The following is a 12,190-nucleotide window of genomic DNA, read 5'->3' on the forward strand; positions in this document are numbered from 1 at the left end:
GGCAAACCAACCTGTTGTGAAATTTTCATTTGCTCGTGAAGAACTAAAAGCGCTATCGCCAAGAGCTTATACTTTACAACTCGCGGCTATGACCTCAATGGAAGATGTACAATCCTTTCTCAATGAGCATCAACTGAATAATCAAGTGCGAATTTATCCTACCGTTCGTAATGACACCGAGTGGTATATCATCACATATCAAGATTATCCGACAATTCAAATGGCTCGTGATGCCGTCGCAAGCTTGCCAGATTCGGTTAAGTCGGTGAGTCCTTGGGCAAAATCACTCCGTCAGGTTCACCGTGAAATTGAACGAGTGAAATAAACCTGAGCTTCCCTGAAAAATATGTTACATTCCGCAGCCTTAATTTTTGGTCGATAGATAGAGCAGTAGATGAAAAAGCAACGAGCCTTTCTTAAATGGGCAGGAGGAAAATACGGACTGGTTGAAGACATCCAACGTCATTTGCCGCCGGCTCGAAAGCTAGTTGAACCTTTTGTTGGTGCGGGCTCAGTGTTTCTGAATACCGATTATGACCATTATCTACTTGCAGATATCAATCCAGATTTGATCAATCTGTACAACCTGCTGAAAGAACGCCCTGAAGAGTATATCTCTGAAGCGAAGCGTTGGTTTGTCGCTGAGAACAACCGCAAAGAAGCCTACCTACACATTCGCGCTGAGTTTAATAAAACCGATGACGTGATGTACCGCTCTTTAGCGTTTTTGTATATGAACCGCTTTGGTTTTAATGGCCTATGCCGTTACAACAAAAAAGGTGGCTTCAATGTACCGTTTGGCTCTTACAAAAAGCCGTATTTCCCTGAGGCGGAATTGGAGTTTTTTGCAGAAAAAGCCAAAAAAGCTACGTTTGTTTGTGAAGGTTATCCTGAAACATTTCGTCGTGCGCGCAAAGGGAGCGTCGTGTATTGCGATCCACCTTATGCGCCGCTTTCAAATACGGCAAATTTCACCTCATACGCAGGTAATGGTTTCACGTTGGACGACCAAGCTGCATTAGCCGACATTGCTGAAAGAACAGCGACTGAACGTGGCATTCCTGTGTTGATTTCTAACCACGACACTACCTTGACACGTCGGTTGTATCACGGTGCGGATCTTAATGTGGTTAAAGTAAAGCGTACCATTAGCCGTAATGGTAACGGTCGTAATAAAGTTGATGAGCTACTTGCGCTTTTTCATGCGCCAGACATGGATAAATCAAGCTCTTAATTCTCACACTATTATATCTAAATAGTGGATCTCCCCACTGGCTTCGGTAGAATTGCGCGCAGATTGTTTGCTCATTACTACTGAGGTCAGGTATGAAAGATTTTCTTATTGCTCCATCCATTTTATCGGCAGATTTTGCTCGTCTCGGTGAAGATGTAGAAAAAGTACTCGCAGCGGGTGCGGATGTGGTGCATTTCGACGTTATGGATAACCACTATGTACCAAACCTGACTTTTGGTGCGCCTGTGTGTAAAGCACTACGCGATTATGGCATCACAGCGCCAATCGATGTTCACCTAATGGTGAAACCCGTTGACCGTATTATTCCTGATTTCGCAAAAGCGGGTGCGTCGATGATTACGTTCCATGTAGAAGCTTCTGATCATGTAGACCGTACACTGCAGTTAATTAAAGAGCACGGCTGTCAGGCTGGTGTGGTACTAAACCCAGCAACGCCACTTGCAAGTCTTGAATTTATTATGGATAAAGTCGACATGATTCTACTGATGTCGGTAAACCCTGGTTTTGGTGGTCAATCATTCATTCCTCATACACTAGATAAACTGCGTGCCGTTCGTAAGATGATTGACGAGTCTGGTCGTGATATCCGCTTAGAAATCGATGGCGGTGTGAAGGTTGACAACATTCGTGAAATTGCAGAAGCGGGCGCAGACATGTTTGTTGCAGGCTCGGCGATTTTCGGTGAGCCAGATTACAAACAAGTGATCGATCAAATGCGCGCTGAACTGGCTGAAGTTAAATAAGCACCGATAAGCCAGCGCAATAACACGCTGATTTTAAAGGCTGCCAGCTTGTTGGCAGCCTTTGTGTTTTCTAGTATTAGAAGAAATTAAATATCCACTGCGCTGAGCAAATAATCACTTGCCTATTTTACGCCCTTTCTGTACTATTCGTGCTCCTTAAACTCAGTCAATTATCTTTAGTTCCTTGCTTCCTCTGGACGACTGAGCCATTTGTGGAAGCTGAATAATCCGTAAGGAGCAACCAATGCGTCATTACGAAATCGTATTCATGGTGCACCCAGATCAAAGCGAGCAAGTTGCTGGCATGATCGAGCGTTACACTGGTTCAATCACTGAAGCTGGCGGTAAAATCCACCGTCTAGAAGACTGGGGCCGTCGTCAACTGGCTTACCCAATCAACAAGCTTCACAAAGCTCACTACGTTCTTATGAACGTTGAAGCTGACCAAGCTGTAATTGATGAGCTAGAAACTGCTTTCCGTTTCAACGATGCAGTTCTACGTAACATGATCATGCGTACTAAAGCAGCGATCACTGAGCAATCTATCATGCTTAAGCAAAAAGAAGAGCGTGCTCCACGTCGTGAAGAGCGTTCTGAAGCTAAGCCTGAAGCTAAGTCAGAAGCTGCTGAGTAAGTTTTCTTATGGCCAATCGAATGGAGCTGAGCGGCACCATTGCCAAACCGCCCATTCGTAGTAAAAGCCCTGGTGGCATTGAACACTGTCGGTTTTGGCTGGAGCATCGCTCTACTATTATCGAAGCTGACTTACCTCGACAAGTTTATTGTCGTATGCCGGTAGTCGTCAGCGGGCTTGGGTCACAAGCACTAACTCAGAATTTAGTTCAAGGCAGTAACATTAAGGTAAGTGGTTTTGTCACTTATCAAACCGGCCGAAATGGCGTGGGAAAATTAGTGTTACACGCCGACAACATTACTCAAATTTAAGATCAGGAGATAGCCCATGGCTCGTTTCTTCCGTCGTCGTAAATTCTGCCGTTTCACTGCAGAAGGCGTACAAGAGATTGATTACAAAGACGTAGCAACTCTTAAAAACTACATCACTGAAGCTGGTAAAATCGTACCTAGCCGTATCACTGGTACAAGCGCTAAGTACCAGCGTCAACTAGCACGTGCTATCAAGCGTTCACGCTACCTAGCTCTACTACCGTACACTGACAAGCATCAGTAATCGGTTCATTTTATTAAGAAAGAGGATTAAGCAATGCAAGTTATTCTACTTGATAAAATTGGTAACCTAGGTGGTCTTGGCGATACTGCAAACGTTAAATCTGGCTACGCTCGTAACTTCCTTATCCCACAAGGTAAAGCAGTTATGGCAACTAAAGCTAACGTTGAAATGTTTGAAGCTCGTCGTGCTGAACTAGAAGCTAAAGTTGCTGAGCAACTAGCTGCTGCAGAAGCTCGCGCAGAGAAAGTTAACGCTCTAGAAGCGGTAGTTATCGCTTCTAAAGCTGGTGACGAAGGCAAACTATTCGGTTCTATCGGTACTCGTGACATCGCTGACGCTATCACAGCTGCAGGCGTTGAAGTTGCTAAGAGCGAAGTTCGCCTTCCTGAAGGTGCTCTACGTAACACTGGTGAGTTCGAGATCAGCGTTCAACTTCACTCTGAAGTTTTCGCGACAGTTAACCTACAAGTTGTTGCTGCTGAGTAATTCAGTATCAAGACGAAATACTAAAAAGCACCTCCTCGGAGGTGCTTTTTTTATTTCTAAAACTGAGAGAAAAAGGGTTAAAAAGCGAAAAGTAAATTAACGGAAAATACGCTGTCTGCTTTGCTTAAGCCTTCAGGCACTTTATCGTGATACTGACGAGAGTGCGCTAGTTTCAGTGCGATATCTTCAGTAATATCATTGGTTACACTGAGTTCACTATCAGTACGTGTGTTACTTCTACCTGTTACCAACGTAATATCAGCTGCGAAACTTAAATTATCCAACGCATGCCAAGTTGTGTTGACATTTCCTCGAAAAATGCCTTCTCTAACGATATCGGGAAAGACAATATCGTCATCATCTATTTCGTCTAAGTTTGGCTCTTGATAGCGAAAACCAGGGCCTACCTCTACCTCTAAAATGAAGTTCTCAGTGTAGGAGAACTGGTAACCCAAACCACCTGACAACGTATAGTCTTTAAAATAAGCACTGTAGCGAGAATCCACCCCTTTAAAGCTGCCATACAAATATGTCTTAGGGCCTAACTTGTAGTCACTCTGTAGGGAGTAGGTGGATGAGCGTTTGTCTTCTTCACCGTCTTTGTACAAGTTGTAGTACTTCCATTCACCATTAGAACGGTGTCGACCTGACGTATATTCAGCACTCAAACGAGCATTCAGGGAACGAGAGTCCGTGTTACCTGTGTGAGCTTGATAGCCGAACTCCACCTCGGTTTTTAGTGGGTCGGGTAAATCAATATTTTGCTCTGGCTGTACTGATTCGTCAGCATACGATGCACTAGCGCACAGTAGGCTAAAGCTAAGTAACCAGTATCGGGACACATCAACCTCGAACGTAATCAAAAAGGAGGGGCATGATACTGATACAGATATTTGGTTGGGTCAATGGTAGGTTAATTTTTATTAGAGCTAGGCGGAAGAACCAGGCTATTACCCGGATGGTTCACATGATGATTTCTTAACAAGTAATTGTCGCTTCGGGGAAGCATCTCAGCTAGGTTAAGGTTATAATCGTGGGTCAATAGTAGTTATCGAGCAAAGTCATGGCGGAAAACAGAAATCGCAAACCTTCAGACAGTCAGGTCGACGCAATCAAAGTGCCACCTCACTCACTAGAAGCCGAGCAATCAGTAATTGGTGGTCTTTTACTGGATAATGAACGTTGGGACACCGTTGCCGAACGTGTTGTGAGCAGTGATTTCTATAGTCGTCCACACCGCCTGATTTTTGAAGGTGTAAAAACCATTCTTGAAGCGGGTAAACCTCTCGATCTTATTACTTTATCGGAATATCTAGAGCGTCACGAGTTGTTAGAAGATGTAGGCGGTTTTGCTTACCTTGCTGACTTGGCGAAGAATACGCCAAGTGCAGCTAACATCAATGCGTATGCTGATATTGTCGCTGAGCGCGCGATTGTTCGTGGCCTTATTGGTGTCGCGAATGAAATTGCGGACGCGGGCTATGACCCTCAAGGTCGCAGTTCTGAAGATTTAATAGACATGGCGGAGAGTAAAGTTTTTGCTATCGCCGAGTCTCGAACTAGTGAAAACGAAGGACCACAAAACGTCGACAACATCCTCGAAAAGACGTTAGAACGTATCGAGTTGTTGTATAAAACGCCACAAGATGGTGTTACCGGGGTCGATACCGGTTTCACAGATCTCAATAAGAAAACCGCAGGTTTGCAAGGCTCTGATTTGGTGATTGTCGCTGCGCGTCCATCGATGGGTAAAACGACCTTTGCGATGAACTTGTGTGAAAATGCAGCCATGCAACAAGAAAAGCCCGTACTTATTTTCTCGTTAGAGATGCCAGCTGAACAGTTGATGATGCGTATGTTGGCCTCTTTGTCTCGTGTTGACCAAACCAAGATCCGTACGGGTCAGCTAGATGACGAAGATTGGGCGCGTATTTCTTCTACTATGGGTATCCTGATGCAGAAGAAAAATATGTACATTGATGATAGCTCTGGACTAACTCCGACCGAAGTGCGTTCGCGCGCTCGCCGTATCGCTCGTGAACATGGCGGTCTATCGATGATCATGGTCGACTACCTTCAGTTGATGCGCGTGCCTTCGTTAACCGATAACCGTACTCTTGAGATTGCTGAGATCTCTCGCTCTCTTAAGGCGCTGGCAAAAGAGCTAAATGTGCCTGTTGTGGCACTGTCGCAGCTAAACCGTTCCCTAGAGCAACGTGCGGATAAACGACCAGTAAACTCGGACTTGCGTGAATCCGGTTCCATCGAGCAGGATGCCGACTTGATCATGTTCATCTACCGTGATGAGGTTTATCACCCAGATAGTCCGTACAAAGGTACGGCCGAAATCATTATTGGTAAACAGCGTAATGGTCCTATCGGCTCTGTTCGCCTCACTTTCCAAGGTCAACATTCGCGTTTCGACAACTACGCGGGTCCTGCATTCGATATTGATGATGAGTAATCCCATGAGCTATATGAAAGCGGCCAAGGCGTGCATTGATTTGTCTGCGTTGCAGCACAACTTACAGCGCGTAAAAGCTCAAGCGCCACAAAGTAAAGTGATGGCTGTCGTCAAGGCCAATGGTTATGGTCACGGATTACGTCATGTCGCAAAACATGCTAACCATGCGGATGCGTTTGGTGTGGCTCGTATTGAAGAAGCATTGCAACTGCGCGCTTGTGGAGTAGTAAAGCCGATTCTATTGCTAGAAGGTTTTTACTCTCCTGGTGACTTACCTGTTCTTGTGACGAACAACATCCAAACTGTGGTGCACTGTGAAGAGCAGCTTATCGCCTTGGAGCAAGCAGACCTTGAAACTCCGGTTGTCGTGTGGCTGAAGATTGACAGTGGCATGCACCGCCTTGGGGTTCGTCCTGAACAATATGACGAGTTTGTAACGCGGCTGAAGGAGTGTCCAAATGTAGCGAAACCGTTGCGTTACATGAGCCACTTTGGCTGTGCAGATGAGCTGGATAGCGATATTACCCCACAACAGATTGAGCTGTTTAAATCGTTGACTTCTGGTTGCCAAGGGGAACGTTCACTGGCGGCATCTGCGGGGTTATTGGCATGGCCTCAAAGCCATTTAGATTGGGTTCGTCCGGGTATTATCATGTATGGTGTGTCGCCATTCGATGACAAAACGGCGCAAGATCTTGGGTATCAGCCTGTCATGACACTTAAATCCCACCTTATTGCGGTACGTGAAGTGAAGAAGGGTGAAAGTGTTGGCTACGGTGGTATTTGGACCAGTGAGCGAGATACAAAAGTTGGTGTCATTGCTGTAGGGTATGGCGACGGTTACCCAAGAAGTGCTCCAAACGGTACGCCGGTGTGGGTTAATGGCCGTAAAGTACCTATTGCAGGTCGAGTTTCCATGGATATGCTGACGGTCGATTTGGGACCAGACGCAACGGATAAAGTCAGCGACGAAGCGATTCTTTGGGGGAAAGAGCTCCCAGTAGAAGAAGTAGCGGGTCACATTGGTACGATTGCGTATGAACTCGTGACTAAGCTAACGCCTCGCGTCGAGATGGAATACTCCAAATAAACAACGAAAGGCTAACCCAAGGTTAGCCTTTGTTTTATCTACTCACCGTTAATCGTAGCAATAACGCGGCGGCCGCCACCAAAGTCTCGATGCTCACCCAAGTAAATACCTTGCCATGTTCCTAAAGCTAATCGACCATTTTGGATTGGTACCGTCACACTACTGCCAAGCAGTGATGCTTTAATATGTGCCGGCATGTCGTCGTCACCTTCATAGGTGTGCTGATAATAAGGAGCACGCTCTGGCACAAACTTATTGAAGTGCGCTTCCATGTCCATACGCACGGTTGGATCAGCATTCTCATTTAAGGTCAAACTGGCGGAGGTGTGCTGAATAAATAAGTGTAATAAACCTACTGAAAGTTCGTTTATTTGTGGTAATTGTTGTTCAATTTCATCAGTTATCAGGTGAAAACCGCGGCTTCTCGCTTTTAATTGCAGTGTTTTTTGTGCCCACATACGTGTTCCTTTGGAAATTTATAAATTGGCGTCTATCCTATTCCAATTAGAGCCTGTCATTAGTAAATGATATGATTCTTGTCATCGTAAATGAATGTTCAATTTCAGGGCAGGGAACGTGACCTAACTCAATGTGAGTGTAAAAGCTCTCGGTCATAATTGGCGCCTGAAAAAAAATTACAAAGACTTGTTTTGTGGCAATTTGCCCAAACATCTAATTTATATTCTATTTGCTAAATCGGGGATTCCACAGTTTTCGCTAGACTGTAAGGAATGGAACCTACTGTAACATCGGGATAAAGACCATGTTGAAAAATATCAATCCAACGCAAACACAAGCTTGGAAAGCGCTAACGGCGCATTTCGAATCTGCACAAGATATGGATCTTAAAGAGCTGTTTGCTCAAGACGCAGCGCGTTTCGACAAATACTCTGCACGTTTCGGCTCAGACATCCTAGTCGATTACTCAAAGAACCTCATCAATGAGGAAACTCTGAAGCACCTGTTTGCTCTTGCGAAAGAGACCGAGCTGAAATCTGCAATTGAAGCGATGTTCAGTGGTGAAGCGATCAACCAAACAGAAGGTCGCGCTGTTCTTCACACTGCACTACGTAACCGCGCTAATACTCCAGTTATGGTAGATGGCGAAGACGTAATGCCAGCAGTGAACGCGGTTCTAGAAAAAATGAAATCATTCACTGAGCGCGTTATCGGCGGTGAATGGAAAGGTTACACAGGCAAAGCAATTACCGATATTGTGAACATCGGTATCGGCGGTTCTGACCTTGGCCCTTACATGGTGACGGAAGCTCTAGCGCCATACAAAAATCATCTAAACCTTCACTTCGTATCTAACGTTGATGGTACACACATCGTTGAAACGTTGAAGAAAGTTAACCCAGAAACGACGTTATTCTTGATCGCGTCTAAGACGTTTACAACACAAGAAACCATGACTAACGCGCACACTGCTCGTGATTGGTTCCTAGAATCGGCGGGTGATCAGGCTCATGTGGCTAAGCACTTTGCTGCGCTTTCAACAAACGCGACAGCCGTGTCTGAATTTGGTATCGATACAGCGAACATGTTTGAATTCTGGGACTGGGTTGGTGGCCGTTACTCACTATGGTCTGCGATCGGTCTATCAATTGCACTAGCAGTAGGTTTCGACAACTTCGTTGAGCTGCTTGATGGCGCTCACGAGATGGACAAGCACTTTGTATCAACAGATCTAGAAAGCAACATCCCTGTGATCCTTGCGCTTATCGGTATTTGGTACAACAACTTCCACGGTGCGGAATCAGAAGCTATTCTGCCTTACGATCAGTACATGCACCGTTTCGCGGCGTACTTCCAGCAAGGTAACATGGAATCAAACGGTAAATACGTTGACCGTGACGGCAATGCTGTAACTTACCAAACTGGCCCAATCATTTGGGGTGAACCAGGTACCAACGGTCAGCACGCGTTCTACCAGCTAATTCACCAAGGTACTAAGCTTATCCCATGTGACTTCATTGCACCTGCAATTAGCCACAACCCAGCTAGCGATCATCACCAAAAACTGATGTCTAACTTCTTCGCGCAAACTGAAGCTCTAGCGTTTGGTAAAAATGAAGAAACCGTGAAAGAAGAGTTGGTGAAAGTAGGTAAGAATGCTGAAGAAGTGGCAGCGATTGCGCCATTCAAAGTGTTTGAAGGTAACCGTCCAACAAACTCTATTCTAGTGAAGCAAATCACGCCTCGTACGCTAGGTAACTTGATCGCAATGTACGAACACAAAATTTTCGTACAAGGTGTTATCTGGAATATCTTCAGCTTTGACCAGTGGGGCGTGGAGCTAGGTAAACAACTGGCTAACCAAATCCTACCTGAGCTTGCAGACGAGTCTCAAATCAGCTCGCATGACAGCTCAACAAACGGTCTAATCAACGCATTTAAAGCGTTCAAAGCTTAATGTTTGAATAGATAAAGAAAAGGTCAGCAAATGCTGACCTTTTTATTGCCTGAGGCAAAAACAAAATAGGTTGGCCAGTGCCAACCTATTTTTTCTCTTTTATTCGAAGCAAATTTCGATAAAGGCATTTCCCCATTGGGAAGAGAAAGGCATGATAATAATTGAGCCTTCACACTTGTGGCGAATCGTATGACCTCGGCCCGAAACCACAACCGGTGTTGCCATATCAAAGTCAAAACCACTTTCCGCCAGAATGCGTTTCGCACCACCAGTAACCATGTTGGTGATCTCACCCACCATATCGGTCACTTCTTCATTGAGCCCATTTGGACGTTCACCAAGCATGTTCTGCATGATTTCTAGGGCGAGTGCTTCATCAAAGGTGATCGACATTGAACCACGAGTTTGTGGGCCTACCATACCAATCAGACCAGAAACGTCACCTCGTGCGATCTCATCTTTTTTGATTCGCGGTTTTTGTGGCTTCAGCTCAAGAGAAGCCATAGTTTTTAGCACGTTCATTAAAGAAGCTAAAAACGGGTTTACAAATTCAGCGCGCATAACGTTCTTCTATACTTTTTCTTTCGTCTCGGAGGAACAGGCCTGGCATTCACCATGAGTTTCAATAACTTGGTTGGTCAGTTTGAATCCATGCTTCTCGGCGTTTTCGGCTAACAAGGATATCAGCGTCTCATCTTCGAGTTCAACGACATCACCACATTTATCGCAAATTAGTAATTGGAAAAAGTGCTGCTGAGTATTGAAAGAACAACAAGTAATAAAGCTATTTGTCGATTCCACTCGGTGGATGAAGCCTTGCTCTAGGAGAAAATCTAATGCTCGATAAACAGTGGGCGGCTTAGCCTGAGGCTCACTCTCTTTTAGTTGCTCCAATAGCTCATACGCACTTGAGGCGCGGCGATTAGAACAAATGAGTTCAAATACGCGTCGGCGTTGCGGAGTCAGTCGTACTCCACGCTCTGCGCAGATACTTTCAATTTGTTCAATGATTGTTGGGTTCAAACCTTTCACCATAACTATCGGACGTGCTCTATGATAAATCATTTCTATACGAAGTTCGTTTAGAAATGCTTCATTTTACCCACTATCAGAACGAAAATCATGAATTAAAGCAAGTCGGTGGTGGTGTGAAGGCGGAATAATCATCACAGAATGAATCAACGAATGACAGATTCGTATTACTTCTGCGTATTCCTAAGCACTTGGCTAGTCAGCCAACCAAATCATTCTCGCTGAAACTAGCACCCAGAGGTGCTTGGGTATACAATACCCGACTTATTTTTTGAGCGTACTGCTGCGCTCGACCTTGGCAACATAAAAACGGGTGTTTATATCATGACTCATTCTTGCAGGCTCTCCGTAGCACCAATGTTAGATTGGACTGATCGTCATTGTCGCTACTTCCATCGCTTAATGACCAAAGAAACCCTGCTGTACACTGAAATGGTGACGACAGGTGCGATCATTCATGGAAAAGGAGATTTCCTGGCTTATAACGAAGAAGAGCATCCGTTAGCCCTTCAACTTGGTGGTTCAAACCCAGCAGATTTGGCTACGTGTGCCAAGCTAGCGCAAGAGCGTGGCTACGATGAGATTAACCTAAATGTGGGGTGTCCATCTGACCGCGTACAAAACGGTCGATTTGGTGCTTGCCTAATGGCTGAACCGCAGTTAGTTGCGGATTGTGTCGCAGCAATGAAAGACGTGGTCGATATCCCTGTAACAGTCAAGACTCGCATTGGTATTGATGATCAAGACTCTTACGAATTCCTAACGGACTTCGTTTCTATTGTTTCAGAAAAGGGTGGCTGTGAGCAGTTCACTATCCATGCTCGTAAAGCTTGGTTAAGTGGTCTAAGCCCAAAAGAAAACCGTGAGATCCCACCATTGGATTACCCACGCGCTTACCAATTGAAGCAAGACTTCTCACACCTAACGATTGCGATTAACGGTGGCGTGAAATCATTAGAAGAAGCAAAAGCACATCTTCAGCATCTTGACGGTGTGATGATTGGTCGTGAAGCATACCAAAGCCCATATTTACTGGCATCGGTAGATCAAGAGTTGTTTGGCTCTAATGCTCCAGTGAAGAAACGCAGCGAAATTGTTGAAGAGATGTATCCATACATTGAAGCGCAATTAGCGAAAGGTGCGTACCTTGGTCATATTACCCGCCACATGTTAGGTTTGTTCCAAAGCATGCCCGGTGCTCGTCAATGGCGTCGTCATATCAGTGAAAATGCGCACAAACCAGGTTCTGGTCTAGAAGTATTGCAAGACGCGCTAGCTAAGATTCCAAAAGAATTGAATGTGTAAAATTCGCCAGTGAATGGCTAAAATTACCAACTAAAGAATGATAAAGCCAGAGTGCAGAAATGCCTCTGGCTTTGTTTTTTTATTAAAAATCATAATCTTAACTTCGTTTCTGTAAGTTGGTATGGAAACTGCTCTGTTTATTGAAAACAAATGGAGAAGTGATTATGTTGGAGCTAATCTTTATTTTAGTCTTTGCGGCGACCTTGTTGG

At 45.0% G+C, this 12,190-nt stretch carries 15 protein-coding genes; 11 read left to right on the plus strand and 4 right to left on the minus strand.

The annotated features are described in order from the left end of the window. The 7 genes from IQR33_RS19150 to rplI form a co-directional block, all read left to right on the plus strand. Positions 1 to 325: SPOR domain-containing protein (locus IQR33_RS19150; protein ID WP_193843937.1), on the plus strand; the 325-nt coding region annotated here is incomplete at its 5' end. 69 nt (positions 326 to 394) lie between these two features. Continuing rightward, positions 395 to 1,234: a Dam family site-specific DNA-(adenine-N6)-methyltransferase gene (locus IQR33_RS19155; protein ID WP_005382762.1), complete on the plus strand. Its 840-nt coding sequence runs from the start codon at positions 395 to 397 to the stop codon at positions 1,232 to 1,234. Positions 1,235 to 1,326: 92 nt separating this feature from the next. Then, positions 1,327 to 1,998 (plus strand): ribulose-phosphate 3-epimerase, encoded by a 672-nt coding sequence (gene rpe / locus IQR33_RS19160; RefSeq protein ID WP_005381300.1) that lies wholly within the window; start codon positions 1,327 to 1,329, stop codon positions 1,996 to 1,998. 244 nt (positions 1,999 to 2,242) lie between these two features. Continuing rightward, positions 2,243 to 2,632 carry a 30S ribosomal protein S6 gene (gene rpsF / locus IQR33_RS19165; protein WP_005381299.1) on the plus strand — a complete coding sequence of 130 codons (390 nt, stop codon included), beginning with the start codon at positions 2,243 to 2,245 and terminating at the stop codon, positions 2,630 to 2,632. Between the two features lie 8 nt (positions 2,633 to 2,640). Next, the gene (gene priB / locus IQR33_RS19170; protein WP_005381298.1) at positions 2,641 to 2,943 is read left to right on the plus strand and encodes a primosomal replication protein N; all 303 of its coding nucleotides are present in this window, start codon (positions 2,641 to 2,643) and stop codon (positions 2,941 to 2,943) included. 16 nt (positions 2,944 to 2,959) lie between these two features. After that, positions 2,960 to 3,187 (plus strand): 30S ribosomal protein S18, encoded by a 228-nt coding sequence (gene rpsR / locus IQR33_RS19175; RefSeq protein ID WP_000090472.1) that lies wholly within the window; start codon positions 2,960 to 2,962, stop codon positions 3,185 to 3,187. Between the two features lie 33 nt (positions 3,188 to 3,220). Further along, positions 3,221 to 3,673 carry a 50S ribosomal protein L9 gene (rplI, locus tag IQR33_RS19180; protein WP_005382760.1) on the plus strand — a complete coding sequence of 151 codons (453 nt, stop codon included), beginning with the start codon at positions 3,221 to 3,223 and terminating at the stop codon, positions 3,671 to 3,673. Between the two features lie 77 nt (positions 3,674 to 3,750). Here the strand turns inward: rplI and IQR33_RS19185 are convergent, their stop codons facing one another. Beyond that, positions 3,751 to 4,515, minus strand: a complete 765-nt coding sequence (locus tag IQR33_RS19185) for a DUF481 domain-containing protein (RefSeq protein ID WP_025768078.1) — start codon at positions 4,513 to 4,515, stop codon at positions 3,751 to 3,753. A gap of 221 nt (positions 4,516 to 4,736) precedes the next feature. Here IQR33_RS19185 and IQR33_RS19190 point away from each other — a divergent pair, with 221 nt between their 5' ends. Together IQR33_RS19190 and alr are read left to right on the plus strand one after the other, a co-directional pair. Beyond that, positions 4,737 to 6,137 carry a replicative DNA helicase gene (locus tag IQR33_RS19190; protein WP_005382759.1) on the plus strand — a complete coding sequence of 467 codons (1,401 nt, stop codon included), beginning with the start codon at positions 4,737 to 4,739 and terminating at the stop codon, positions 6,135 to 6,137. A gap of 13 nt (positions 6,138 to 6,150) precedes the next feature. Beyond that, positions 6,151 to 7,227 (plus strand): alanine racemase, encoded by a 1,077-nt coding sequence (alr, locus tag IQR33_RS19195; protein WP_031777284.1) that lies wholly within the window; start codon positions 6,151 to 6,153, stop codon positions 7,225 to 7,227. 38 nt (positions 7,228 to 7,265) lie between these two features. Here the strand turns inward: alr and IQR33_RS19200 are convergent, their stop codons facing one another. After that, positions 7,266 to 7,685, minus strand: coding sequence for a secondary thiamine-phosphate synthase enzyme YjbQ (locus IQR33_RS19200; protein WP_005381271.1), 420 nt, complete (start codon positions 7,683 to 7,685; stop codon positions 7,266 to 7,268). Between the two features lie 305 nt (positions 7,686 to 7,990). On the opposite strand from IQR33_RS19200, the gene pgi reads away from it, so the two are divergent. Next, positions 7,991 to 9,643 carry a glucose-6-phosphate isomerase gene (gene pgi / locus IQR33_RS19205; RefSeq protein ID WP_005381270.1) on the plus strand — a complete coding sequence of 551 codons (1,653 nt, stop codon included), beginning with the start codon at positions 7,991 to 7,993 and terminating at the stop codon, positions 9,641 to 9,643. Between the two features lie 99 nt (positions 9,644 to 9,742). On the opposite strand, the gene IQR33_RS19210 is transcribed toward pgi, so the two are convergent. Together IQR33_RS19210 and zur are read right to left on the minus strand one after the other, a co-directional pair. After that, positions 9,743 to 10,204 carry a chemotaxis protein CheX gene (locus IQR33_RS19210; protein ID WP_005381269.1) on the minus strand — a complete coding sequence of 154 codons (462 nt, stop codon included), beginning with the start codon at positions 10,202 to 10,204 and terminating at the stop codon, positions 9,743 to 9,745. 9 nt (positions 10,205 to 10,213) lie between these two features. Next, positions 10,214 to 10,678, minus strand: coding sequence for a zinc uptake transcriptional repressor Zur (zur, locus tag IQR33_RS19215; RefSeq protein ID WP_005381268.1), 465 nt, complete (start codon positions 10,676 to 10,678; stop codon positions 10,214 to 10,216). A gap of 321 nt (positions 10,679 to 10,999) precedes the next feature. On the opposite strand from zur, the gene dusA reads away from it, so the two are divergent. Beyond that, positions 11,000 to 11,980, plus strand: coding sequence for a tRNA dihydrouridine(20/20a) synthase DusA (gene dusA, locus IQR33_RS19220; RefSeq protein ID WP_017821727.1), 981 nt, complete (start codon positions 11,000 to 11,002; stop codon positions 11,978 to 11,980). Positions 11,981 to 12,190 lie beyond the last annotated feature (210 nt).

The sequence above is a fragment of the Vibrio sp. OPT46 genome, assembly GCF_015163535.1.
GTDB classification, from domain to species: domain Bacteria; phylum Pseudomonadota; class Gammaproteobacteria; order Enterobacterales; family Vibrionaceae; genus Vibrio; species Vibrio alginolyticus.